This window comes from Leisingera sp. ABM4_101 (assembly GCF_056158725.1).
This window is the reverse complement of the sequence record NZ_JBSWTV010000002.1, coordinates 1,388,741-1,413,988: the sequence shown is the minus strand read 5'-3', so window position 1 is coordinate 1,413,988 and position 25,248 is coordinate 1,388,741. Positions and strand designations below refer to the sequence as shown.

General features: G+C 63.1%; 24 protein-coding genes. 5 read left to right on the top strand and 19 right to left on the bottom strand.

The window, feature by feature from the left end; genetic code table 11:
* Positions 1-21: 21 nt before the first annotated feature.
* The 9 genes from ACXAEK_RS07915 to ACXAEK_RS07875 all read right to left on the bottom strand — a co-directional run bounded on the left by ACXAEK_RS07915 (position 22) and on the right by ACXAEK_RS07875 (position 10,932).
* Entirely contained in the window at positions 22-1,374 is a 1,353-nt protein-coding gene (locus ACXAEK_RS07915) for a DUF6638 family protein (RefSeq protein WP_475041006.1), read from the bottom strand.
* Positions 1,375-1,513: 139 nt separating this feature from the next.
* Positions 1,514-2,278, bottom strand: a complete 765-nt coding sequence (locus ACXAEK_RS07910; RefSeq protein ID WP_475041005.1) for a hypothetical protein — start codon at positions 2,276-2,278, stop codon at positions 1,514-1,516.
* Positions 2,275-4,212 (bottom strand): AAA family ATPase, encoded by a 1,938-nt coding sequence (locus ACXAEK_RS07905; protein WP_475041004.1) that lies wholly within the window; start codon positions 4,210-4,212, stop codon positions 2,275-2,277. Before ACXAEK_RS07905 ends, ACXAEK_RS07910 begins: the two co-directional genes overlap by 4 nt.
* Before the next feature lie 103 nt (positions 4,213-4,315).
* Positions 4,316-5,437, bottom strand: a complete 1,122-nt coding sequence (locus ACXAEK_RS07900; RefSeq protein WP_475041002.1) for a hypothetical protein — start codon at positions 5,435-5,437, stop codon at positions 4,316-4,318.
* A gap of 270 nt (positions 5,438-5,707) precedes the next feature.
* Positions 5,708-6,790: a hypothetical protein gene (locus tag ACXAEK_RS07895; protein WP_475041001.1), complete on the bottom strand. Its 1,083-nt coding sequence runs from the start codon at positions 6,788-6,790 to the stop codon at positions 5,708-5,710.
* A 171-nt stretch (positions 6,791-6,961) separates the two neighbouring features.
* A complete protein-coding gene (locus ACXAEK_RS07890) occupies positions 6,962-7,585 on the bottom strand; it encodes a class I SAM-dependent methyltransferase (protein ID WP_475040999.1) in 624 nt (207 codons plus the stop codon).
* 25 nt (positions 7,586-7,610) lie between these two features.
* Entirely contained in the window at positions 7,611-8,351 is a 741-nt protein-coding gene (locus tag ACXAEK_RS07885; RefSeq protein ID WP_475040997.1) for a CDP-alcohol phosphatidyltransferase family protein, read from the bottom strand.
* A gap of 267 nt (positions 8,352-8,618) precedes the next feature.
* Positions 8,619-9,827, bottom strand: coding sequence for an aminopeptidase P family protein (locus ACXAEK_RS07880; RefSeq protein WP_475040995.1), 1,209 nt, complete (start codon positions 9,825-9,827; stop codon positions 8,619-8,621).
* 319 nt (positions 9,828-10,146) lie between these two features.
* Positions 10,147-10,932: an alpha/beta hydrolase gene (locus tag ACXAEK_RS07875; RefSeq protein WP_475040993.1), complete on the bottom strand. Its 786-nt coding sequence runs from the start codon at positions 10,930-10,932 to the stop codon at positions 10,147-10,149.
* Positions 10,933-11,104: 172 nt separating this feature from the next.
* Between ACXAEK_RS07875 and ACXAEK_RS07870 the strand changes: the two genes are divergently transcribed.
* Positions 11,105-12,577, top strand: a complete 1,473-nt coding sequence (locus ACXAEK_RS07870) for an NAD-dependent succinate-semialdehyde dehydrogenase (RefSeq protein WP_475040991.1) — start codon at positions 11,105-11,107, stop codon at positions 12,575-12,577.
* A 27-nt stretch (positions 12,578-12,604) separates the two neighbouring features.
* On the opposite strand, the gene ACXAEK_RS07865 is transcribed toward ACXAEK_RS07870, so the two are convergent.
* From ACXAEK_RS07865 to ACXAEK_RS07835, 7 genes are all read right to left on the bottom strand, one after another.
* Positions 12,605-13,003, bottom strand: a complete 399-nt coding sequence (locus tag ACXAEK_RS07865; RefSeq protein ID WP_475040990.1) for a globin domain-containing protein — start codon at positions 13,001-13,003, stop codon at positions 12,605-12,607.
* Positions 13,004-13,208: 205 nt separating this feature from the next.
* A complete protein-coding gene (locus ACXAEK_RS07860) occupies positions 13,209-13,673 on the bottom strand; it encodes an Hsp20 family protein (protein WP_475040988.1) in 465 nt (154 codons plus the stop codon).
* Between the two features lie 133 nt (positions 13,674-13,806).
* The gene (locus ACXAEK_RS07855; RefSeq protein ID WP_475040986.1) at positions 13,807-14,622 is read right to left on the bottom strand and encodes a trypsin-like serine peptidase; all 816 of its coding nucleotides are present in this window, start codon (positions 14,620-14,622) and stop codon (positions 13,807-13,809) included.
* Positions 14,619-15,350 (bottom strand): trypsin-like serine peptidase, encoded by a 732-nt coding sequence (locus ACXAEK_RS07850; protein ID WP_475045219.1) that lies wholly within the window; start codon positions 15,348-15,350, stop codon positions 14,619-14,621. The genes ACXAEK_RS07855 and ACXAEK_RS07850 overlap by 4 nt, the downstream gene beginning before the upstream one ends.
* A gap of 186 nt (positions 15,351-15,536) precedes the next feature.
* The gene (gene glcF / locus ACXAEK_RS07845) at positions 15,537-16,859 is read right to left on the bottom strand and encodes a glycolate oxidase subunit GlcF (RefSeq protein ID WP_475040985.1); all 1,323 of its coding nucleotides are present in this window, start codon (positions 16,857-16,859) and stop codon (positions 15,537-15,539) included.
* Between the two features lie 3 nt (positions 16,860-16,862).
* Complete coding sequence (locus tag ACXAEK_RS07840) at positions 16,863-17,960, bottom strand: FAD-binding protein (RefSeq protein WP_475040984.1); 1,098 nt, start codon at positions 17,958-17,960, stop codon at positions 16,863-16,865.
* A 53-nt stretch (positions 17,961-18,013) separates the two neighbouring features.
* A complete protein-coding gene (locus ACXAEK_RS07835) occupies positions 18,014-19,462 on the bottom strand; it encodes an FAD-linked oxidase C-terminal domain-containing protein (RefSeq protein ID WP_475040982.1) in 1,449 nt (482 codons plus the stop codon).
* Between the two features lie 80 nt (positions 19,463-19,542).
* Between ACXAEK_RS07835 and ACXAEK_RS07830 the strand changes: the two genes are divergently transcribed.
* Both ACXAEK_RS07830 and ACXAEK_RS07825 read left to right on the top strand, forming a co-directional pair.
* Positions 19,543-20,265, top strand: a complete 723-nt coding sequence (locus tag ACXAEK_RS07830; protein ID WP_475040980.1) for a DUF599 domain-containing protein — start codon at positions 19,543-19,545, stop codon at positions 20,263-20,265.
* Between the two features lie 35 nt (positions 20,266-20,300).
* Positions 20,301-20,657, top strand: a complete 357-nt coding sequence (locus ACXAEK_RS07825; protein ID WP_475040979.1) for a hypothetical protein — start codon at positions 20,301-20,303, stop codon at positions 20,655-20,657.
* Positions 20,658-20,709: 52 nt separating this feature from the next.
* Here ACXAEK_RS07825 and rlmH read toward each other — a convergent pair whose 3' ends face one another.
* The 3 genes from rlmH to ACXAEK_RS07810 form a co-directional block, all read right to left on the bottom strand.
* The gene (gene rlmH, locus ACXAEK_RS07820; protein ID WP_475040977.1) at positions 20,710-21,180 is read right to left on the bottom strand and encodes a 23S rRNA (pseudouridine(1915)-N(3))-methyltransferase RlmH; all 471 of its coding nucleotides are present in this window, start codon (positions 21,178-21,180) and stop codon (positions 20,710-20,712) included.
* Between the two features lie 92 nt (positions 21,181-21,272).
* Entirely contained in the window at positions 21,273-21,635 is a 363-nt protein-coding gene (gene rsfS, locus ACXAEK_RS07815; RefSeq protein WP_475040976.1) for a ribosome silencing factor, read from the bottom strand.
* Positions 21,636-22,112: 477 nt separating this feature from the next.
* Positions 22,113-23,444 carry a mechanosensitive ion channel family protein gene (locus ACXAEK_RS07810; RefSeq protein WP_475040975.1) on the bottom strand — a complete coding sequence of 444 codons (1,332 nt, stop codon included), beginning with the start codon at positions 23,442-23,444 and terminating at the stop codon, positions 22,113-22,115.
* A gap of 234 nt (positions 23,445-23,678) precedes the next feature.
* Between ACXAEK_RS07810 and ACXAEK_RS07805 the strand changes: the two genes are divergently transcribed.
* Both ACXAEK_RS07805 and leuC read left to right on the top strand, forming a co-directional pair.
* Positions 23,679-23,777 carry an isopropylmalate isomerase gene (locus tag ACXAEK_RS07805; protein ID WP_475040973.1) on the top strand — a complete coding sequence of 33 codons (99 nt, stop codon included), beginning with the start codon at positions 23,679-23,681 and terminating at the stop codon, positions 23,775-23,777.
* Positions 23,778-23,830: 53 nt separating this feature from the next.
* Entirely contained in the window at positions 23,831-25,234 is a 1,404-nt protein-coding gene (gene leuC, locus ACXAEK_RS07800) for a 3-isopropylmalate dehydratase large subunit (RefSeq protein ID WP_475040971.1), read from the top strand.
* The last annotated feature ends 14 nt before the right edge of the window (positions 25,235-25,248 follow it).

Below are 25,248 nucleotides of genomic sequence, written 5' to 3'. Positions count from 1 at the left end.
AGTTGCTCCAATAGGACCACCCTATCGCCCCCGCACCCGGTTCACAGCCCCCCAGGGGCCGACCCGCTCAACCATCCCCTTGCGCCGCACCCGCGGCAGCCGCCCCTCCATATCCGGCTCATGCCCGAACAGCGCCTCCCGCGCGCCGGCCTTGTCCACCGCATATTCCCGCGCCAGGAACTCCGCCGAATAGGCCTTCTTGGTTTCCGGCCAGCCGCGGTACTGGCTGTAAAACAGCTCCTTGTGGCAAATGAACATCTGGCGGAAATCATGCGGGCACAGCTCCGCCAGCAGCATGTTGACCAAATCCCGGTCGGCCGTATCCGCCGCCCTGAGCGAATAGAAATAAGCCGGATGGTCCGAGCGGATCTTCGGCCATTTGCCGCCCCCCTCGGCCCAGCGCACCAAGGCTGCCAGCCCCTCGAACTCCTCCGGCAGTTCCTCCGCATGGCGCGCCGCCAGCCGCCGCAGGTCCGCACGTGACAGCCCCGACAGATCCCGCCCCTTCTCCGTCAGGACTGAGACCGCCAGGAACCCCATCTTCTGCCGCAGGATCGCCGCGCCATCAACGCCGCGCGCCCGGATCACCGGCTCTGCCAGGCCGTTCAGCTCCAGGAACTTGGCAATTGCATTGCGCTGCCCCAGATCGAACACCCGGTCGAGCGGCACACCCTCAGGCTTCTCCCCGCTGGCAATCACCGCCGGATGCTCCAGCCCCTGAAACACATACAGGCCGCCGAAATGCGCGGTCCAGAAGTTCGACTGCTCAAAAGCCTCATGCTCCAGATGCACCGGATTGCGGGTCACATCGCCGGTCTTCTCGGCGGTCGAGATCATCTCCCCGATCAGCGCATCATCAAACCAGGCATCCTCGCCTGTCTTGAACCGCTCCACCAGCGCCGCCAGATGGTCCGCATGGCGCAGGGTGCCCTTAGTGGTATCCGCCTCGATCCGCACCTGCTGGATGTCGAACAGCTTGGAGGGGGTTGAGACCTCAAACACCGAATTCACCAGCTCCCCCGCCACCGCATCCGTCGCGGTCAGCGCAAACAGCTGGCGTTCATTCACCTCGATGAACCGCCGCAGAATGTCCCGGCTGGTGGAAAATTTCACGTGAAGCAGCGGGCAGCGCTTCTGCTCGGTGCTGAGGAGAATGAACTGCCGGTTCACGCCCGCATGGTTCAGATAGTGATCATCCCCCAGCTCATCGCCGATCTCCGGCGAAAAGCCCGAGATATCGACGTGGAAATCCGTGAGGCTCGTGGTCTTTCCGGTCAGATGCTTCAGCGCGCGATTGTACCGCTCCACCAGCGCGGGCGAGGCCACATGGAAGAGATTGCCGAACATCAGGCCATGCTGGATGAGGCGTTTCATGCAATCCTCCTATCCGTATCACGAAAGCGATGCGCCCGGCACGAGGGTGGGTGCGGAACGCGCCCGCCCTGGGGGGCGGGTCGGGCGCGTCGCGGCTTCGCCGCGGAACCGAACGGCCTACGATTTGCACCAAACAGTTTCAGATCGCCCCCTCCACAATTATTAGAGGAACCTTCTGATCCCCCGCTCCCGCAACCATTTCTGGTTCGAGTTCAAGTTCAATCCACTGCCAACTCGGTTGCTCACGGCCTTTGAATACAAACTCCTGCAAAAACTCATCGAACAAGGGCATCAGTGCCTTTGATGCTCTAATTATCCATGAAAACCAGTCCGCAAAGGCTGGCAAGCGCTCCTCAGTCTTCCTGCTGCCTACCGTTCGGTTGAAACATGCAGCGAAAACTACTTCTTCACCAAAAGGAAAGAACGAATTTGCTTCTCGTTCGTCGAAGTAAAAACTTGTAGTTGCTGCCGTAGAGACATGCCCCAAGCGCTTTTTCTTGATGTGGCCAACATCGAGGTGGTTGGTAGCTTCATGTCTAAAGTTCCCAATGATGGACTTCAGTGACTTTTCCTCGCCTTCAAGCAGTTTCTCTTTTGCACTCGCCAGAAAGTCCTTCAGAGCTGCATCATTGATTTCACAGTCTAATTTAACCGCCAGTTCAAAGATCTTTGCCGACCAGATGCGAAGAACCAAATTTTGCTGAATAGAAATGGCTGAATCAACATCCTCGTTCCCAGTCGTCCTGAATTTACAACTATCGTATATCCGCCACAAAGCGTTAACCTCGCTAATAGCGAAGCTCAAAGCCGCTAAGACAGCAATCGTTTCCTCGGGAAGGTCCTGAATAGTACTCTTGGGTATTTCCAATTTGCGCACCCGGCGTACATTCTTCGTACTGCTCACCCCCGCCCCTCCAGATACCGCCGCTTGGCCTCCTCCTGGCGGCCGAAATCGCGCACCATGTTCTCAATCGCCACCTCATCCGACTTGTCGGCATAGCGGAACTCAGAGTCGGCGTAGCGGTTGATCTCCTGCACCACCATGTCGACCGTGATGGGCACCCGCAGTTCCGCAATCATCGCGGATTTGGTCTCGTACTCCTTGAACAGGAACAGCTCCGGGTTCTCCATCCATTCATCCGGCAGCTCGAAATCCATCGCCCGGACCTTGACCGCATCGGTGATGTTCTTGATGGCCCGCCCGGTGAACCGCTCATCCGCGGCTTGGATCGCCTTCAGATAAGTGCCTAGCTTGGCCAGATCATCCAGCTCCCCGATCTGGTCATGCACCCGGCCAAATACCTCCGCCAGCCCCGGCTCCTGCGGCCGGTTGTGGGCCTCGAATGACCGCGCGACGGCCTTCTTGATCTCCTGCGCGCCGTAAAGGTCATGCTCCCCCAGCGGGATCGCATGGTTCTTGCCCATCAAGAGCGTCAGGATATCGATGTAATCCTCCCGCGTCTGCGGCCCGTCCACCAGGAACCGCGCGCCCGCCCGCTGGCGCAGCGCATCGTCCACATTCTCCGGGTAGTTGGAGAACATGCCAAAGGTGCAGTTGCCGCGCACCACGGTGTTTGCGCCGGCAAAGGCCTCCATGAACACCGCGGTCACCTCCTGCTGGCCGGCGCTGGACTGGCGGTCGCCGCGCTTGCCCGCGATCTGGTCGATGTCGTCGATGGTGCCGAAACCAATGACGCCCGGGTCGATCACGTTCTGGATGAACGATTTGGCGTTCTGCCCGGATTTGCCCTGATAGCTGTCGATATTGTCGATGCCGAAATTCTGGTAGCGGAAGGCATAGCCTGCGTTCTGGCAATAGTCGTGGATGAGGCCCGCCATCATCTGGATCAGGGTCGTCTTGCCGGTCCCCGGCTTACCGTCGCCCATAAAGGTGAAGATGAAGCCGCCCATTTCGGCAAAGGGGTTCAGGCGGCGGTCGAAATCATAGGCCATCAGCATCTTGGACAGCCGCAGCGCCTGATATTTGGCGATATGGTTGCCCACCACCTCATGCGGCTTCTTGAACGCCATGGTGAGTGTGGTGGACTTCGCCTTGGCCGCGGGCTCAAAGCCGCTGATGGTCAGATCATCCGCCTCCACCCGCCAGGCGGCTGCGGTGAAGGCCTCCAGCCGCGGCGCGTTCTGCGCGCGCAAGGCCGCCTTTTCCATCAGCTGCTCGGCATAGGCCGCCGTGGCCGCAATCAGATGCGCATCATCGGGGGCATGCAGCGCCAGCTTCTGGTCCAGCTCCCACAGCGCCCCATGCAGCGCCAGCGGCGCGTTATCCGTCAGCAGCTCCTCCGCCTCGCCCACCTCGGCCTGCGCCTCGCTCCCGTGCGGCGCCAGCAGATAGGCCGCGGCATTGGCAAACACATGCGCCGCAATCAGCGCCTCGGCGGCCAGCAGCTCGGTAAACTCGCCCTTGCGGGCGGCGTCCAGAGACCCGGCCAGATTGGCCCGCTTCAAATCGCCCAGGCCGGACACATCCGCATAAGCCTCACCCATCGCCAGCGAGACCGCCAGCGCCCGGCGCAAGGCATGCTGCAAGGTCGCCTGCAAGGGCGAGGTCAGCGGATCGTCATCATCCGCCGCTTCGATCCGGGCAATCAGATGCACGCCTTCAGGCCGCGCGGTGGAGCGGGTCACCAGCCCCGGCGTGGTGGAACGGAAGCGGCGGGTGCGGGCAATCCCGGGCGAGCGCTCCGGCGCCTTGCCCTCTGCCTGCGGCTTGGCAATGCGCGGGGTGTGGTCAAACCCCTCCAGCATCGCCGCCGCAGCCGCGTAATGCTTGCGGATGTCCTCTTCCCGCAGCTCCATCTGATTGCCTGAAATGCTCATCTCACCCTCTCAATCCGTAACCCGCGGGCCAAATTCACCCCGCTTTTCCTCTTGCTAAAAATATCCCCGCCGGAGGCTCCCGCCCCGGCAACAAACGCAAGCGTCAATACCGCAGCACCTGCCCCGCCTCGCTCACCACGAACTTCTGCACATCCGCAAACCCCGGCGGATCCAGCTCTGCCAGCACCTGGAACGGGCGCTGCGGCAGGATGATCGCGCGCTGGGTCCGCGTCGCCCCGGTGTCCGCGCCGCGCCCGCCAAAGGGGTCGAGCGCAAACACTTCCCGCTCCACGGTGCCGAACCAGCCCGCGCGCTCCTCGCGCACCTCCTCGCTCTCCAGCTCCTCCAGCGTCCAGGCAAGCGCCCAGTCCTGGCCCGCAGGCGCCTCCGCCTCCTCCAGCACCCGGTGCAGCGGCCCGGACTGCTCGGTATAGGCAGAGGAATACATCGGCCCAACGTGATAACGGCGCAGATGCTTGGGGTGGAGGTCGTCGAAATCCTCGTCAAATCCCTTGGCAATCGTCACCAGCTTCAGCCCCGCCAAGGCCTGGGCCATCAGATGCGCCTGCACTTCCGGCCAGCGCCGCTCGTCCTTGGGCAGCGCCACCTTGCCGCTGTCCTCCAGCTCCATCAGGTAGATCACCGGCAGGTTCACCTGGCTGTCATAGGCCGCCCAATGCAGCAGGAAGCGCCGCCGCCGCTCGCCGATGTTTTCCAGCCATTCGCAAACCGGATCGTTCTGGGTCCAGAACAGCTCCCCTTTCAGCAGCTCCTGATAATAAAGCCGCTGCGACAGGGCGAATTGCAGTTTCGAGGGCGCCGTGCGGTCGGAGATGATGGTGCGCACCATATCGTCCTTCAGCTGTTCCTCGCTGGCCATATTGGCCAAGTGCCGCTCCGCCTGCTGGGCGTCATTGGCCATGGTCATCAGCTCTGCCGCCACCGGAAAGCCGCTGTCGCGCTTGTCCATCGCCAGGCTTCCGAAGAAGCGGCCGGTATCGCGCCCCGCCATCAGGTATTTCATGCTCAGCGCGCGGAAGGTGAAGTTCAGCCGCATCAGGTAGGCCGTCAGCACCTTCACATCGGATTTACTCAGCCGCCCCTCCGCCTGCATTGCCGCCGCCACCCTGGTCAGATGCCGGATGATGGTCTCGAACTTCTTGAAGTACCGGCGCGAGGCGAAGGTATCGCTGAGGCCTGCGTGGTCGTGGGAGGGATCGGTCATTCCTCACCTCCCCCCATTCCACCATTGTAACCCGTTCCCCCGCCAAGCCGACCGCGGATGGAGATGTGCCGTAACCCTTGAGACACGCGAAATTTTCTCAAGAGAAAAGCGGAAGCTGCAAAACCCAACACTCCAAGAACAACAACCCCCATCCAATTGTTAGCAAGTCCAAGAACGGCAAAGGTTAAGCAAGCGACCCCCAGCGCGCCCCAAACCAGTTCTCCATTACGCTCAGCCCAAGATTTCCTTTCATTCGTCTTGGGCAACATTTCAGCCCCCATACAGGTTCTTGTCGTGCTTCTCGACAATCGCCGCGAACCGGCGGGCAAAGCGTTCATCGGCCTTGGCCTTCTTCTCCAGCACGTCGCGCGCAAACACCATGTTGCCCTCATGCGCTTCCAGCATGTCGGCCATCTTCTGGTTGGTCGCGGTGCCGATCGCTGCCATCGCGGTCTGGGCTTCCTTGTCGGTCTGCACGCCGATCTCGTTGATCCTGTGCGCCACATCCTGCTGCTGCGCTGTTTTCAGCGATTTGGTCAGCGCATCATACAGCACCACCCGCTGCTGAGTGTCCGTCTGCAGTTTGTTGATCAGCACCATCTGCGTCGCCGCCTGGTTCTGCAGGCTGTCGACCCAGGTCTTGCCCTTCTCGATATAGCGCTCCAGCGTCTGGGATTTCGCAAGCTTCACCTGCTCCTCCTGCACCAGCGCGTTATACTTGGCGTTGATGTCGGCCAGCTCGGTCTCCAGCTTGGTGCGCGCGGCGGCGCCCTGCTCGACCGAGATCTTGTTCTCCAGCTCAATGATCTGCGGGTCCAGCGCCACGATCTCAGCGCGCACGCCCTCCAGTTCCTGCACCGTGAACTCACGATCGTCCAGGGTTGCGGAGAGGTTCACCTGCACCTTCTCGCGCTGCTCTTCCAGCGTCGCCAGCTGGCCCTCCAGCAGCTTCACGATCACGTCCGACTTGGCAATCAGATCCTGCAGCTTGTCGTCGATATTGGCGGTGCGCATCCGCTCCTGGCGCATCGAGTCCGATTTGCCCTTGGAGAAGAAGCCAACAAAACTCTCCCAGCCGGTCTTGGAGCGCATCTCGTCGAAATCCTTGGAGAACGCCGCCGTCACATCATCGAGCCCCATGATCAGCTCGGCGATATTGGCGTTCATCACATCGGTATGCGCATGCACATCTTCCAATGTCGCGTTTTCGATGTCGATGCTGGCGTCCTCACCCGCCTCGATCTTGCTGCGCGCCGCCTCAATACGCGAGGTCAGCGCCTCAATGCGGGACTGCAACTCCCGCACCTTGTCCTGGCTGTCCGCCACCATTTTCTCAAATTGGGAAACACTCATAGTCTCCGCTCCTCCCCTTGAAATAACTGATCCTTAGATGGGTATGTAAATGGAATTTACATCCCTCGAGCGGCTAAATTCCGCCCGTTTCACCAGCACTGTTGCAGAGAGGCCGCACAAAGAAAAGCCCCGGGGGATCCCCCCGGGGCTGCCTTGCGGAAACAAGCCGTTTCACATGGTTTGCCGTTTGCCCAGCACCAGGAATGTCATCATGCCGAAGGGCGGAATGCTTTCCTGCGCTTCCACTTGCAGCCGGTCTTCCTGCAGCACCGTTTCCAGCGCGAAATCCGAATGCCAGCCAATCACGTTGGCCAAGGGCGCAGACAGTTTCTCCAGCGAGGCCCGCACCCCCTTGCCGCTCTTGAAATGATTGGTGATCACCACCTTGCCGCCAGGTTTCAGCACCCGCGCAATCTCGCGCATCACCAGTTCGGGGTCAGGCACCACCGACAGCACATGCATCGCAGCAACGGTGTCAAAGGTATTGTCCGGAAAATCCAGCTGCCGGGCATCCATCTGCCGCAACGCCTCAACCTGATTCAGCCCCAGCTCCTGCACCTTTCCCTGGGCCTTCTTCAGCATGTCGTGGCTGAAGTCGATGCCCGTCACCTGCAAGTGCGGCGCGTAATGCTGCAAGGACAGCCCGGTTCCGACCCCGACCTCCAAGACCTTGCCCTTGCGGGAATTGATATACTTGGTCGCCCTGCGGCGGCCCGAGCGCGTCACCGCGCCAAAGGTCCTGTCGTAGACAGGCGCCCAGCGCGCGTATGATTCCTCAACTGCTTTGATATCCAATTCGTCCCTCCCCGGACGTACTGGGCTAGCCCTTTGGCTTGGAAACCAGCCCCCATATCACCATCGCAACGTAAGCAAGGCATAGCACAACCAGCACTGTCCATGCATAGGTCATCAATGCCGCAGCCATGAAGGCAAAGCCCACAAGCAGGTATTTAACATGCTCGCGGGAGATTTTCATCGCTTTCGGGGACCAGGTCTGAATGTGGCTGATCATTGCCAGTCCAGTCACCACCATATGCAGGCAGATCAGCAGTTCCGGCACCATTACAGCGCTGTCCGAGGCAAAGAAGACAAACATCGGCAGCAAAGCCAGCAGGGCACCCGCGGGCGAGGGGATGCCCTCGAAATAGCCCTTGCGCACCTTGGGTTCATCCTCCGACTTGGTGCTGACATTGAACCGCGCCAGCCGCACCACGCAGCAGACTGAGAACACCAGCACCGAAATCCACCCTGCCCCGCGCACGTCCTGCAGCGCCCAAAGATAGATCACCAGCGGCGTCGCCACCCCGAAGTTCAGAAAGTCCGCCAGCGAATCCAGCTCCGCACCCATCTTGGACACGCTGCGCAGCGCCCGGGCCAGCCGCCCGTCCAGGCCATCCAGCACTGCGGCCAGGATGATCATCATCACTGCCAGTTTGAAATTGCCGGACACGGCAAAGCGGATCGCTGTCAGGCCCGCGCAGATGGCACCGATGGTCATCATGTTCGGCATCAGCTGAATCAGCGCAAATTCTGACTTTTTCTTTTCCGGGGCGTCATACATGGCAGCGGCTCTTTCTTCCTCGCCCGGGCACGGCGGCGCGGCGCTGCCCGGGGCAGCTGGGAGGCAAATTTCGGGGCTGCGCGCACATATGCCCCAACCGGCGCCCCGGCGCAATGTTTGCAGCACAGCAGCCCGGCCCCGCACGGGGGATTCCGATGGTTTTGCCCCCGCCCAGCCAAAGAAAATGGCACCGTGAGAAACACGGTGCCACAACCCGCGGCGGCGCCCGCCTCCGGGAGGCAGGCAGGAGCCCTGCCTGCAGGTTTGTCAGCCGACGACGTTGAACTCCGGCCCATAGGGGTACTTGGTGATGTTCTCGTTGCCGTCCTCGTGGATGATCAGGATGTCATGCTCACGGTAGCCGCCGGCACCCGGCTGACCATCGGCGATGGTCAGCATCGGCTCCATCGAGATCACCATGCCCGGCTCCAGCACCGTGTCGATGTCCTCGCGCAGCTCCAGCCCCGCCTCGCGGCCATAGTAGTGCGACAGAACGCCGAACGAATGCCCATAGCCGAAGGTGCGGTACTGCAGCAGGTCCTGCTCTTCAAAGAAGGCGTTGATCTTATGGGTGATTTCCGCGCAGCTTGCGCCCGGTTTCAGCAGCGAGATTCCCAGCTCATGGGCCGCCACATTGGCCTCCCAGATGCGCAGGGACTCGGCGTCGACCTCTTTCACGAACATGGTCCGCTCCAGCGCGGTGTAATAGCCTGAAATCATCGGGAAAGTGTTCAGCGACAGGATGTCGCCGCGCTCCAGCCGGCGCCCCGTCACCGGGTTGTGGGCGCCGTCGGTGTTGATGCCCGACTGGAACCACACCCAGGTGTCGCGGTATTCCGCATCCGGGAAGCGCTTGGCAATCTCCAGCTCCATCGCATCGCGGCCCGCCATCGCCACGTCGATCTCCCGCGCGCCTTCCTTGACTGCATCCCGGATGGCAAAACCGCCGACATCGGCCACCGCCGCACCGGCCCGGATCATGTCCAGCTCAGCGGCGGATTTGCCCATCCGCTGGCGCATGGTCGGCTCATAAAGATCAACCAGCTGCGACGGCGCCAGGAAGCCTTCCAGCTTGGCCTTCTGCAGCAGGGTCAGGTGGTCGCTTTCATAGCCGACAACCGCGCCCTCGCCGCTTACCGACTTGATTGCACGCCAGAAATTGTCGCGCTGCCAGTCGGTATAGGTGATGTTGTCGCAGAACGAGCGGCGCCAGGGCTGGCCCGCGTCGATACCGGCCGAGATGGTCACGGCTTCGGTCGCGGTCACCACCATCCCGTAGGGGCGGCCAAAGGCGCAATAGGTGAAGCCAGAATAATAGGAAATGTTGTGCATCGAGGTGAAGACAGCGGCGCTCACCCCAGTTTCAGCCATGATCTTGCGCAGGCCTGCGATCCGCGCCTCGTATTCGGAGACAGCAAATTGCAGCGGCGCCTTCTCACCATTGTGAAAACGGTACATTTCAGGACGTGAAGTCATATCAGACCCTTCCTTCTTACAAGAAAGGTCCCGGCGTTCAGGACAGTTTTGGATTTTGAGGGCGGCATGTGATCCATGCGGCGACGCCATCGCCTGGCCCTTGGGCTGGAAGATGCGGCGGAATCATCATTCTGGCAAGAGAAAAGATAAACTGCCTCCAGCCAATTCTCACTGAGGACAGCGCCCGATCCTCGGGGTGGGGGCTGAAAGCGCCCTCCCCGTGGGGGAGGGTCGGGCGCTGTCCGGCCTCTCGGCCGGACAGGAGTGCTCAATTCATGGAACACACGCAGGGCGGGCGGTTCCGCCCGCCGCGCCGCCCTCAATTCACAATCAGCGCCACCAGATCGCTGTCCGGGTCCGCCAGCGGATCAATCACGTTGAAATGGTGCTTGCCAAAGGCGATCACGTGATCCGCCTCCCAGGCCTCGACCAGCCAGATCGCCTGATCCAGGAACGCCGGCCTCTCTTCCCCGCCGACCCAGACCGTCACCTCCGCCGGATAGCGGTCCGTCATATCCACCGGGCTTTCGGCAATGGCAGCCGCCGAATCCATCTGGAATTTCTGGTTCATCGAGGTGCGCAGAAGGGGGCGCAGATCCGCCAGCGGCGAAATCGGTATCACCGTCTTGATCCGCTCCCCCACTTCGGCAGGCAGCAGTGCCTTGTCCAGCATCCGCGCCACCAGATGGCCGCCCGCGGAATGCCCCGCCAGGGCAATCGGCCCCGCGACCTCACCCGCAATCCGGGTCACCGCCGCGGTGATCTGCCGGGTGATACCGGCAATCCGCACCTCGGGGCACAGGTCATAGGACGGCATCGCCACCGCCCAGCCATGGGATATCGCCCCGCGCGCCAGATGCGACCAGGAGCTTTTGTCGAAGGCCAGCCAGTAGCCCCCATGCACAAAGACAAACACCCCCTTGGGCGTGCCCTCCGGCAGGAACAGGTCGAACTTCTGCCGTTCCCCTTCACCATAGGGGATGTCCAGCCGGGCGCGCTCATGCAGGCTGTTGCGGAAGTCCTCCGCCGAGGCAGCCCAGCGCGGAGGATAGTCCGCGGCATTCTCGATATAGGCCCCGTTGGCATAGGCATCGTCCAATTCCATGCGCTCTCTCCTCAAATCCTGTTGCGGTTAGCTGACAGGCTTGCATCCGGCTTGTCAAATCGGCTCAATGAATAACCGTAATATGGTATACCATCTGGACTTATCAAAGTTTCTGGACATACATAGGCGCAACTGATTTGCATGTCCCAAACGAATTCCCGGGAGGCCCGCAATGCTCGACGCAACCACAGATCTCAAATCCCTTCTCAAAGACCCCAGCCTGCTGGAGACCCGCGGCTATATCGGCGGCCAGTTTGTTGACGGCGAAAGCACCTTTGACGTGACCAACCCGGCCCGCGGCGATGTGATCGCCCAGATGGCCGATATCAGCCGCGCCCAGGTGGCCGGCGCCATCGCCCAGGCCGAAGCGGCGCAAAAGGACTGGGCCAAATGGACCGGCAAGGAACGCGCCGCCGTGCTGCGCAAGTGGTTCGACCTGATGATGGCAAACCAGGACGACCTCGCCGTGATCCTGACCGCCGAAATGGGCAAGCCGCTGGCGGAATCCCGCGGCGAGATCGCCTATGGCGCCTCCTTCATCGAATTCTTCGCGGAAGAGGCCAAGCGCATCTACGGCGAAACCATCCCCGGCCATCAGCGCGACAAGCGCATCACCGTGCTGAAACAGCCGATCGGCGTTGCCGCCTCGATCACGCCCTGGAACTTCCCCAACGCGATGATCACCCGCAAGGCAGGCCCGGCGCTGGCCGCAGGCTGCGCCTTTGTCGCCCGCCCGGCGGCTGAGACCCCGCTGTCGGCCACCGTGCTGGCGGTGCTGGCAGAGCGCGCCGGCATCCCGGCCGGCGTCTTCAACGTGGTGCCGTCGTCGCGCGCCTCTGAAATTGGCAAGGAATTCTGCGAGAACGACGCAGTGCGCAAGCTGACCTTCACCGGCTCCACCGAGGTGGGGCGCATCCTGATGCGCCAGGCCGCCGACACGGTGATGAAATGCTCGATGGAACTGGGCGGCAACGCGCCCTTCATCGTGTTTGACGACGCCGACCTCGACGCCGCCGTCGAAGGCGCCATCATGTGCAAGTTCCGCAACAACGGCCAGACCTGCGTCTGCGCCAACCGGATCTATGTGCAGGCCGGCGTTTACGATGCCTTTGCAGAGAAGCTGAAGGCGGCGGTCGAGGCGATGAACGTGGGCGACGGCCTCAAGGACGGCATCCACTTCGGCCCGCTGATCAACATGGAAGCGGTCGAAAAGGTGCAGGAGCACATCGCCGATGCCACCTCCAAGGGCGGCGAAGTGATCCTCGGCGGCAACCCCTCGGAACTGGGCGGCAGCTTCTTCCAGCCGACCATCGTCAAGGGCGCAACCCAGGACATGGCCTTTGCCACCGACGAGACCTTCGGCCCCCTCGCCCCGCTGTTCAAGTTCGAGGACGAGGACGAGGTCATCGCCATGGCCAACGACACCATCTTCGGCCTTGCCTCCTACTTCTACGCCAAGGACCTCAGCCGCGTGTACAAGGTCGCCGAGGCGCTGGAATACGGGATTGTCGGCGTCAACACCGGCATCATCTCCACCGAGGTGGCCCCGTTCGGCGGCGTCAAGCAGTCCGGCCTCGGCCGCGAAGGCAGCCACCACGGCATCGAGGACTACCTGGAGATGAAATACATCTGCATGTCGGTCTGATCCGGCCTGCGGATCACGGCAGCCGGGTCAGTGACGGGCCATGGTCCCCGCCACCCGGCTGATGGCGCTGGCCCAGGCAAGCTCTGTCTCCGGATCCAGGTCTGCCCCAAGAACATCGCGCAAAGCGGCGATCAGCGCCCGCTTTGCCGCTTCCGTCTCGCGGGAGCCAACCCCCAGGTGGGCATGCATCTCAACCAGTTGGGCGCCTAGCTCCTCCAGCGTGCGCGGATCATCCAGATTGCGCACACAGGAGGCAATCATGGCTGTCAGCATCGCTTTCTGCTTCACGAAGTTGCCGCGGAACATTGCCCGTGCTTCCGGCAGGCGGGTAAACAGATGCACATAGAACCGCTCCGCCAGATCGGCCTTGCGGGCAAAGATGCCGGCAAAGCTTTGCTGCACATGCTGAATTTGCTGGCGTTCCATGCAACCTGCCCCGACCGCGCTTTGAAAGCACCAGCGGGCGGTCAAACGCCGGCACAAAATCAGTAACCAGCCCAGTGTGCCGCCAAAATCCTAACAACCGGTTGCCCTTTGCAACCTCAGGATGCCCCCGCGGGGACAGCCCGCCAATACAAAAAGCCCCCCGGCTAAGCCAGGGGGCGGGACACTCGAACCGGGGTCCGTGGGATCAGTTGACCGATTTGGCCTCGATCTCCGGGCGGTTCGGGCGGGAGGAGGAGATTTCGATCCGGCGCGGTTTCAGCGCCTCCGGCACCTCGCGGTGCAGATCGATATGCAGCATGCCGTTCTCATGGCTGGCACCGGTCACATGGACATGGTCGGCCAGGGTGAAACGGCGTTCGAATGCGCGGGTGGCGATGCCGCGGTGCAGGAAGGTGCGGCCGTCGCTATCCTCTGCCTTCTTCGCGGACACGACCAACGCGTTTTCCTTCACTTCGACATTCAGGTCTTCGTCAGAAAAGCCGGCAACAGCAATTGAGATGCGGTAGCTGTCGGCGTCGGTCTTCTCGATGTTGTAGGGCGGATAGCTGGACTGTGCCGCGTCGGCGCTCAGGGCGCGGTCCATCAGGCTGGCGATCTGGTCAAAGCCGATGGTGGCACGGTGCAGCGGTGCAAAGTCAAAAGTACGCATTTTCAATCCTCATTCATGAGCGATTTCAGGATGCCTTCCCCGCAAGGACAGGCTGGTTTTGCTCCGGGCCCCAATCAGCGGCTGCCCGGATAGTCCTGAGATAGGAACGGAAAAAATGGCTTCAAGAGGTGCCTCAGTCGCCAACGCCGACAAATTTCGCACCGCCCGCCGAACCGCCGCCGCCAACCCGGATCCGCTTGATCCGCCGGTCGGGTGCGGCCACCGGATTGCGGCGCAGCTGTGCCTTCAGCTCGGCCACCCGCTGCGGCAGTTTCATGCCAAAGGCCACCTGTTTGCCACGGTAATTGCCGCCGCCCGAAACCAGCGCCAGAATGCGCCCGCGCCCGCCGACCTGGGAAAACACCGGCGCCCCGGAGGAGCCGAAAGTCACATTGCAGTCGATCATCAGCACATCGCCGCTTTCGGCCATCAGGTTGCACTGGCGCTGGCGCGACAATGCCTCCGCCCGGCCCTGCCCGTAGGAGGTGACCGAGATACCGCTGCCATAGCCCCGCCCCGAATGCAGCGCAAAGGCATCCGCCTCTCCGCTCAGGACCGGCTCCGACAGGCGGATCAGCGCCACGTCATGGCGGATATTCTCCAAGGTCAGGCGATTGCGCGGATCATAACCGGGATGCGCTGCAACCTGCAGTGCCTGCCGCTCGGCAATCGCCACCCCGTCCCGCAATCCGGCCCGGAACCGGATCTGCTCTGCCGGGCGCTGATTTCCGTTGCGGTCATAGACGCAATGCGCCGCCGTCAGCACCAGTTCCGGCGCAATCAGGGTGCCGGTGCAGAAGCCCTGCCCGTTCAGCTCCAGGCGTCCGACGGCCTCCCATCCGAACAGGTCATCGCGATCGGTCAGCCGCCGCAGGCCGGTGCTCTGGGCCGTTGCGCAAGCAGCGTACGACAGGGTGGCAACACCCAGGATCAGCGCCCGCCAGATCATTGCCTGATAAACTTCGCACCAGAGGAGCTGCGCCCCTCCCCGACCCTGACGCGGCCCACACCGGGCGGCAGCTGCCCGCCCGTGTTCACCCCGGTCAGCTGCGCCTGCAACAGGGTCAGCTCATCGGCCAGGGCAGACCCCAGCGACACCCGCTCGCCGCTGACCTCAGCCTTGGCGGAGATCACCGAAACAATCCGCGGCGTGCCGTCCTCAAAGGAAAACACCGGCGCCCCGGAAGAGCCGAAATCCACATCGCAGGACATCACCAGCACCCCTTGCTGGCGCGCCATCACCGCGCAGACCTCCTGCAGGGAGGGCGCCTCGGAGCGGTCATGGGCATAGGAGACGACGCCGATCCTGGCGCCCTTGCGCGGGCGCTCGTCGGTCTCAAAAGGCGTTACGGTGGTGTTGCGGATCGGGCGCTGCAGCTGCAGCAGGGCAATGTCATTGCGCACCCGGTCGGTCGACAGCTCGCCGTTATAGACATAGGAAGGATGCTGCACCGCCCGGCGCACAGAGCGGTAGGCCGAGGCGCGCCCGTTGCGCCAGCCCGCCAGGAATTCGATGGTGGCGGGGTCGATCGGCGCCTTGGTGCGGCTGTCATAAAGGCAATGCGCGGCGGTCAGCACCAGATCCGGCGCAATCAGCGCGCCGGTGCAGAACCCTTCGCCATTCACATCGAGCCGCCCGACTGCTTCCCATTTGCGGCCTGCATCCAGCGTGTCCATCCGCTGCAAACGGCTGTCCTGCGCCAGTGATGCAGCTGGCACCAGCACCGCCAGAGCCGCCAGAATCCACTGCCTCACATGTCTCTCCTCTTATCCACCAGGTGGGAGATTATTGGTCTGTTCAGGCAAAATTACGGCAAATGCGCGGTTTATGCAGCCCGATTCTTTCCGCTGTGCAAAAACCGCTCAGCGCAGGACCGGCACCTCCGGCACCCGCTTGCCCGGCGCCGCCAGCGCAGGCGGCTGCGGGCCGCCGGAGGCCCAGTCCAGCAGCTCGACCGTATGCACGATCGGCACCTGCGTGCCGGAGCCGATCTGCATCATGCAGCCGATGTTGCCCGCGGCGATCAGGTCTGGCTGTTTGGCCTCCAGCGTCTTCACCTTACGCGCCTTCAGCTGGGCCGAGATTTCCGGCTGCATCAGGTTGTAGGTGCCGGCCGAGCCGCAGCACAGATGGCTGTCGGCAGGTTCCACCACCCTGAAGCCAGCCCGTTTCAGCAGCGTCTTGGGATGTGTCTTGATCTGCTGACCATGCTGCAGCGAGCAGGCCGCGTGATAGGCCACGGTCAGCCCCTTGTCCGCGCCCTCCGGCAGGTCCAGCTGCATCAGCAGTTCAGAGACATCCATGGCGATCCCTGACACCCGCGCGGCCTCCGCCGCCAGCGCATCATTGCGGAACATGTATCCGTAGTCCTTGACCGTGGTACCGCAGCCGGAGGTGTTGATGACAATCGCGTCCAGCCCCTGCCCGTCGATCTCTGCCACCCAGGCGCGGATATTCCTGGCGGCGGCGGCGTGGCTCTCCTCCTCGCACCCCATGTGATGGGTCAGCGCGCCGCAGCAGCCTGCCCCCCTGGCCACAACAACCTCGCAGCCCAGCCGGGTCAGCAGCCGGATGGTGGCGTCGTTGATATCCGTGTTCAGCGCTTTCTGGGCACAGCCGGTCATCAGCGCGACGCGCTTCTGGCGCGGCACTGCGGCGGCAAAGCTTTGCGGATCATCATTGCGGCTGACCGGCGGAATGGTCTTGGGCGCCATGTCCAGCATTGCCCTGAGCCGCGCGTCAGGCATCAGCCCTTTGAGGGGCCTCGCCAGTTTCGCCCCCATCAGCGCCAGCCGGAACCTTGTGGGATAGGGCAGGATCCGTGCCAGCAGCCAGCGCAGGGCACGGTCGCTCCAGGGCCGGTCATAGTGCTTCTCGATATAGGCACGGGCATGGTCCACCAGATGCATGTAGTGCACACCCGAGGGACAAGTTGTCATGCAGGCCAGGCAAGACAGGCAGCGGTCGATGTGCTTCACGGTCTTTTCGTCCGGCACACGGCTGTTCTCCAGCATATCCTTGATCAGATAGATCCGGCCGCGCGGTGAATCCAGCTCATCGCCCAGCACCTGGTAGGTCGGGCAAGTGGCGGTGCAAAACCCGCAATGCACGCAGGAGCGCAGGATTTCATTGGCACGCCTGGTGCCTGGGTCCTGCAGCTGTTCATCAGAGAAAGTGGTCTGCATGTGTTACCCCATCAGCCCCGGATTGAGGATGCCCTTCGGATCGAACTTCTGCCGCAGCCCTGCGGAGATTGCCGCCAGGGGGGCAGGCTGCGGCTGGAACACGCCCAGCCGGGCGCGGGTCTCTGTGCTGGCGCGCACCAGGGTGGCATGGCCCGGCACATTGATCCGCCCCCGCAAGTCCGTGCCTTCGGCGACCCGCGCCCAGATCAGCCCGCCGCCCCAGTCGACCTGCAGCGCCTCCGCCTGCAACCGCGGCGCCAGCACCACCGCATCGGAAGGTTTCACCGAAATCCGCCAGACATCCCCCTGTGTCCCATGGAAGGCGGAGACATCCCCGATGCCCTGCCAGAGCGCATCGCAGTCCGGCACAATTCCCGCAGCTCCAAAGCGGCCAAGCTCCGATACCAGTTGTTCGCTCCGGTAAGCCACTGACTCCGCAAAACCCTCCACCCGGACAAGGGCGGTCTGCCCGTCCGGGTCATAGGCCGCACCGGTCACGTCATAGGGTGAGCCCAGAGCCGCCGACATTGCCGCCACCGCCTGGGCCAGATCCACCCCCTCCACGGCAACCGCCGCCGCAGCCTCGGCCTGCGGCAGAACCTTCAGCGACACTTCCGTCAGCACCCCCAGGGTGCCATGGGCGCCGCACATCAGCTTGACCAGGTCATAGCCGGTCACGTTCTTCATCACCCGGCCGCCGTTTTTCACTGCTTGGCCGCTGCCATCCACGAACCGCACCCCCAGCAGGTGGTCGCGTGCCGCCCCCGCCTGAATACGCCGGGGTCCGGACACATTCGCTGCAATCACGCCGCCAATGGTCGGCTCTCCCTCGGTGCCCAGCAGCCCGCGGTGGTCCATCGGCTCAAACGCCAGCCGCTGGTTTTCCGCAGCCAGAAGCGCCTCCACCTCTGCCACCGGCGTGCCTGCCCTGACCACCAGCGTCAAAGCGCCCGGTTCATACAGCTCCACACCGGACAGCCCAGCCGTGCTCAAGACCGCGCCCTCCACTGCCAGGCCGCGGCTGCCGCCGCCCTGAAGGCACAGCGGCCCGCTTGCGCCTGCAATGATTTCGGCCACTTCGGCCTCGCTCCCTGGTGTCATCATTTTCATCTTGCCAAAAATACTCTGGGGGTTTGGGGGCTAGCCCCCAAGGATCACTCGGCAGCCAGTGCCACCGCACGGCGGCCTTCGGTTACCGGCAGCGGGAACACCTTGGCCGGGTTCAAGAGCCACTTGGGGTCAAACACATCCTTGACCTTCAGTTGCGCCTCCAGATCCGCTTCGCTGTACTGATGCAGCATCAGATCGCGCTTCTCGACCCCCACCCCGTGCTCGCCGGTCAAACAGCCGCCCGCCTCGACACAAAGCTTCAGGATTTCGGCCCCAAAGGCTTCGCAGGTTTCCAGGTCGCCGGGCTTGTTGGCATCAAACAGGATCAGCGGGTGCATATTGCCGTCGCCCGCGTGGAACACATTGGCCACATCCAGCCCGAACTTCTTGCTCATCTCACCGATGCGGCGCAGCACAAACGGCAGCGAGGACACCGGAATAGTGCCGTCCAGGCACATGTAGTCGTTGATCTGCCCCATGGCGCCAAAGGCCGACTTGCGGCCCAGCCAGATGCGGGCCGCCTCATCGGCATCCCCCGCCTCGCGCAGCTCCACCGGGCTGTGCGACCGGGCAATCTCTGTGATCAGCCCCAGCTGATGCGCAATCTCTGCCGCGCTGCCCTCGACCTCAACGATCAGCAGCGCCTCGCACATCGGATAGCCCGCCTTGGCAAAGGCCTCACAGGCCTCGATGCAGGGGCGGTCCATGAACTCAATCGCCACCGGCAGCACGCCCGCCTTGATGATGTCGCTGACACAGGCGCCGGCCACCTCATTGCTGTCAAAGCCGATCAGCACCGGCCGCGCGCCCTCGGGCTTGCGCAGGATCCGCAGAGTGGCCTCCGTCACCACCCCCAGCTGCCCTTCGCTGCCGCAGATCACGCCCAAGAGATCCAGCCCGCCCGCATCCAGATGCGCGCCGCCGATTTCCACCACGGTGCCATCCATCATCACCATGGTCACGCCCAGCAGGTTGTTGGTTGTGACACCGTATTTCAAACAATGCGCCCCGCCCGAGTTCATCGCGATATTGCCGGCAATTGCACAGGCCAGCTGCGAGGAGGGATCAGGCGCGTAAAAGAATTCCTCCTCCTCCACCGCGCCGGAAACGCTCAGATTGGTGCGCCCGGTCTGCACCCGGATGATGCGGTTTCCGAAATCCGTCTCCAGCACCCCGTTCATCCGCGCCACCCCCAGGATCACGCAATCCGCGGTCGGCAGCGCCCCGCCCGCCAGCGAGGTCCCTGCCCCGCGCGGCACCACCGGCACGCCTTCCTGGTGGCAGATCCGCAGAATGTCCGAGACCTCCTGCGTCGTGCGCGGCAGCACCGCCAGCAGCGGCGGGCACTTGTAGGCCGTCAGCGCATCGCATTCATAGGCCCGGGTCTCCGCCGCATCCTGGATCACCGCATCCGGCGGCAGCACGGCCCGCAGCCGCGCCGCAAGCGCCTGCTTGCGGGCCAGAATGGCGGGGTTCGGGGATGGCATCTGCATCGGGCTCTCCTCTTTGGTAAAATGATATTACCAATTCTTCCGATCTGGCAAGTGCCAGATCGCCGCGCTAGGGTCAGCCCATGATCTGGACCAGCCGCCTTGCCCAATTCTCTGTCTTTGACCTCGCTGCACTCATCCTGCTGGTCGCAGGCTGGCTGTGGATCGGCTGGCGGATCGAGAACCCGCCTGCGGGGCGGCCTTCAGTCACTTTGCTGATGGAGGACTTCCGGCGCGACTGGATGAAGCGGATGGTGGAGCGCGACCCGCGGATCTTTGACGCCCAACTGGTGGGCAACCTGCGCCAGGCCACGGCCTTCTTTGCCTCTGCCGCAATGATCGCCATCGGCGGCGGGCTGGCGCTGATCGGCAACACTGAACAGCTGGCAGGCGTCGCCGAAGACCTGATTCAGGACAGCGCCCCGGCCTTTGTCTGGGAGGTGAAGATCCTGGTGGTGCTGCTGCTGCTGTCCAATGCGTTTCTGAAATTTGTCTGGTCGCACCGGCTGTTCGGCTATTGCGCCGTGCTGATGGCAGCGGTCCCGAATGATCCCGCCCATGACCTCGCCTATCCCCGCGCCGCGCAGGCGGCCGAAATCAGCATCACCGCCGCACGCAGTTTCAACCGCGGCATGCGGTCGACCTATTTCGCGCTGGCCGCCGTCGCCTGGCTGGCGGGCGCCCTGCCCTTGGGGGCGGCGGCGCTGATCACCATAGCCGTCCTCTACCGGCGCGAATTCGCCTCCCACTCCCGCCGGATCCTGCTGCGCATCCCGCCCGATAGCAAAGGGGACACGGTTTCGTGACTGCACTGCAGCTTTGCCGCAGCTAAGGTGCGGGCATGAAACACCTGCTTGTGACCTGCGCGCTCAGCGCCGCCGCCCTGCCCGCCCTTGCAGATGAACCGGTGATCGAAAACGCCGCGGCCCGCCACTCCGGCGGCAGCTGGTCCTTCAGCGTCACCCTGTCCCACCCGGACACTGGCTGGGCGCATTACGCCGACGGCTGGCGGGTGCTGGACATGGACGGCAACGAACTCGGCCTGCGCGTGCTGGCGCATCCGCATGAGCACGAACAACCCTTCACCCGGTCCCTCAGCGGCGTGCAGATCCCGGACGGCACAACCCAAGTGCAAATCCAGGCGCGGTGCCTGGTGGATGGCTGGGGCGAAGAAACATACGTCCTCACCCTGCCCTGACTTTCATCTTTCCAAAAATACTCGCGCCGCAGGCATGCGCCGCAAGGCGCATTCACACCCGGTGATACGGGCTGCCCGCCAGAATGGTTGCAGCGCGGTAGATCTGCTCCGCCAGCATCACCCGCACCAGCATATGCGGCCAGACCATCTTGCCAAAGGAGATTGAGAAGTCGGCCTCAGCCCGCAAACCGGGATCAATCCCGTCTGCGCCGCCGATGATCAGCGCCAGATCCTGGCGGCCGCTGTCGCGCCAGCCTGCCAGCTTGTCCGCAAAATCCGGTGAAGACAGAAGTTTGCCGCGCTCATCCAGGGTGCAGATCACCGCCCCCTTGGGCAGCGCCTTGCGCAACAGCGCGGCCTCTGCCGCCATGCCTGCGTTCTTCTTGTCCTCGATCTCCACCACCCGCGCAGGCCCCAGGCCCAGCGCGCGGCCGGTCCGGTCGAACCGGGTGAGATAATCGTCGATGAGGGATTTTTCCGGGCCAGAGCGCAGACGCCCGGCCGCACAGATATGCAGACGCATGAAATTCCTGAAGCGATCCGGCCTGTTGTATTCAGGCCTGAAGCAATCCGGCCCGCACCCAGGCGCGGGCCCGCATCAAATCAGTCCCGGGATCAGCCCTCGGCAGCGGCGGAGCCTGCAGGCATCCACATCTTCTCGAGCTGGTAGAACTCGCGCACTTCGGGGCGGAACAGGTGAACGATCACATCGCCAGAGTTGATCAGCACCCAATCGCCGGCGCCTTTGCCTTCGGTCTTGCAGATGATGCCGTAATCCTGTTTCAGGCGGTCCATCAGCTTTTCCGCCATCGCAGCGACCTGACGGGTCGAACGGCCGGAGGCGATCACCATGTAATCACCGATCTCGGTCTTGCCGCGCAGGTCGATCTGCACAACATCTTCCGCTTTGTCATCGCTGAGTGAGGAGAGAATCCGCTCCAGCAGCTGTTCGCTGGTGGGCTGGGACTGGGAAGCCATCACGGCTGCCCCATTAACAGCGGCATCTGCCGCTTGAGGTACGGGTGACAGGACATAGTCCTCCTTACAACGCGCCGCCAAGCCCCGGCGCCGGGCCTGTTAATAATGTAGCAACCAGAGGGTAAACTTTCAATGAAACCCGCCCCGGCGATGCAAGCCCTGTGCTTTATCCGTCATTGCCGCCGGGTGCAACCCTCACCGGCAGCGGGTCAGGTCCTGCTGACATTCCCCCTGCTGCACTGGTTTCAGCCAAAATCCGCCAGCACAAGGCAATTTCGCGCAGACAGGGTGGCCCCCTTTCAAGCGGAATTAACGCAGGGATGGCGGATTTTGGCGAAATCCCTTCGGGACGCGGTGAATTTTGCCCCCGGCGGCGCGAATTTCCCCTTCTGGTCAACCAGACCACCGCGGGTAAATTCGCTGACCGGACACAAAATTCGCCTCGCGCCAGTGCAGCAGGGGGAACGTCAGCAGGCCCTACAGCATCCGCACTTCGCGCTGCGGGAACGGGATAGAGATGCCTTCAGCCTGGAACGCATCCCACAGCGCCAGATAGACATTGCCGCGGATATTGGTGAGGCCGCCGGTGGGATCGTCGATCCAGAAGCGCAGAACATAATCGACGCTGCTGTCGCCAAAGCCGGTGATGTGGCAGACCGGCTTTTTGCTGCCGTACTGCAGCACCCGCGTGACACCGCAGGCGGCCTCGATGGCGATCTTGCGTACCTTGTGGGGATCGTCGCTGTAGCCGGTGCCGAAACGCAGATCCAGGCGCACATATTTGTCGGAATGCGACCAGTTCACCACCTGGGTGGTGATCAGGTCCTCGTTCGGGATCAGGTATTCCCGCCCGTCGCGGGTCACAACAGAGACATAGCGCGCACCCAGCGCGTTGATCCAGCCGAAGGTGTCGCCAAGGCTGATCACATCGCCCGGCTTGATCGACTTGTCCAAAAGGATGATCAGCCCCGACACCAGGTTCGACACCACCTTTTGCAGGCCGAAACCAAGGCCCACACCGATGGCCCCGGACAGCACCGCCAGGCCGGTCAGGTCAATACCGATAGCCTTCAGCCCGATAAAGAAGGCACCGCCGAACAGCAGGATCTGCGCCAGCTTGGCCCCCAGCACCTGCATCGACGGCGAGATGTCAGGATTGGCCCGGATCCGGTTGGACGCCACCTGGGAAATCACCCGCGCCAGCGTCAGCATCACCCCCAGGATCACCACCGCCTGCACCACCAGATACAACGATATCCTGAGATCGCCGAAATCAATGGCGACACCGTCCATAAGATGGACCGCGTCCTCGGTGATGCCCAGGATCCGCAGCGTGATCCAGGTCCAGGCGCCGTATTTCACAAGGTTGCGCAGCAGCGGGTTGCCGACCAGCCGGGTGGCCAGCGCCACAATCAGCCAGGCCAGAGACAGATTGGCAATCACCGCCAGCAAGCGGGACCGGCTGGGCCAGGTGGCTTCCTGCATGATCAGAACCACCAGCCAGATCAGCACCACGAACAGGATCCCGCGGATCCGTTTGTGCAGTACCAGCGCCATCCGCATCCGCCAGCGCGGCCAGCCGCTGCGGCTGCGCAGCCAGTCATGAAAACCGCGCGCCAGCGGCCGCGCGATCAGGCTGGCCAGCACAAAGACCGCCAGCGCTATCCCCACCTGGTAAGCGTTCCAGGGCCGCAGCAGCAGCTCTGCCCCCTGCGCCGCCAGTTCCCACAGGCGCTGGCCAAGCTCCAGCGCCTCGGCGGTGCTTTCTGCGATCGCGTCCCTGGGTGGTGTCTGCTCTTCCGGCTCCATCGCGCGCCCCTTTTTTCCGGCAGTGTGCCGCCCGGCGGCTTCTGGATCAAGGCAAGAGCCTTCCTGCCGGGCTTTCCGATTGGCTGGAAAAGGCGCAGGCCGGTGCACAGGGGGTGTACAAGGGGTGCACAGGGGGTGCACGCCCTGTGCCGCCCAGGCTGAGAGCGGGGCGCTTTCTTTTCCGGCCCCAGAACGAATCTTGATTGACGGCCCGCCGGGATGTATCTGACAGCCATGACCCTCGTATTGGCGCACAAGATCGAACTGCAAGACCGCGCGCGGCTGCGCGAACGGTTCTTTGGCGCCGCCCGCACGGTCCTGGCGCGCCTATAAGGTGCCTGCCCAGCCCAAAGCCAGCATACCCAATACATCACGGGAGAGGACCCATGTCCCCCAAGACACTCTATGACAAGATCTGGGATGCGCATGTAGCGCATGAAGCAGAGGACGGCACCAGCCTGCTCTATATTGACCGCCACCTGGTCCACGAAGTGACCAGCCCGCAGGCGTTCGAAGGCCTGCGCATGGCCGGCCGCAAGGTGCACGCGCCCGAAAAGACCATCGCGGTGCCGGACCACAACGTGCCGACCACACTCGACCGCGCCAAAGGCATCGAGAACGAGGAAAGCCGCATCCAGGTCGAAGCGCTCGACAAAAACGCCAAGGAATTCGGCGTGCATTACTACCCGGTGGATGACGTCCGCCAGGGCATCGTGCACATCGTCGGCCCGGAACAGGGCTGGACCCTGCCCGGCATGACCGTGGTCTGCGGCGACAGCCACACCGCCACCCACGGCGCCTTTGGCGCGCTGGCACATGGCATCGGCACTTCCGAGGTGGAGCACGTGCTGGCCACCCAGACGCTGATCCAGAAGAAGTCCAAGAACATGAAGGTGGAGATCACCGGCAAGCTGAAGCCGGGCGTCACCGCCAAGGACATCACCCTGGCCGTGATCGGCGAGACCGGCACCGCCGGCGGCACCGGCTATGTCATCGAATACTGCGGCGAAGCGATCCGCGGCCTGTCGATGGAAGGCCGCATGACCGTCTGCAACATGGCAATCGAAGGCGGCGCACGCGCAGGCCTGATTGCGCCGGACGAGACCACCTTTGAATACGTCAAAGGCCGCCCGCACGCCCCGAAAGGCGCCCAGTGGGAAGCCGCGCTGAACTGGTGGAAGACGCTCTACACCGACGAAGGCGCGCATTTCGACAAGGTCGTCACCCTGAAGGGCGAGGACATCGAGCCGGTTGTGACCTGGGGCACCTCCCCCGAGGACGTGCTGCCGATCACCGGTGTTGTGCCGTCGCCTGAGGACTTCACCGGCGGCAAGGTTGAGGCGGCGCGCCGCTCAATCGAGTACATGGGCCTGACCCCCGGCCAGAAGCTGACCGATATCGAGATCGACACCGTCTTCATCGGCTCCTGCACCAACGGCCGCATCGAGGACCTGCGTGCCGTGGCCGAGGTCGTGAAGGGCAAGAAGATCAAGGACGGCATGCGCGCCATGATCGTTCCGGGCTCCGGCCTGGTGCGGGCGCAGGCCGAGGAAGAAGGCCTGGCCGAGATTTTTGAAGCTGCCGGTTTCGAGTGGCGCCTCGCGGGCTGCTCCATGTGCCTGGCGATGAACCCCGACCAGCTGGCCCCGGAGGAGCGTTGCGCCGCAACCTCGAACCGGAACTTCGAAGGCCGCCAGGGCTACAAGGGCCGCACCCATCTGGTGTCGCCTGCAATGGCCGCCGCCGCTGCCTTGACCGGCAAGCTGACGGATGTGCGTGAGCTGATCTGAACCTGAGGGGCCAA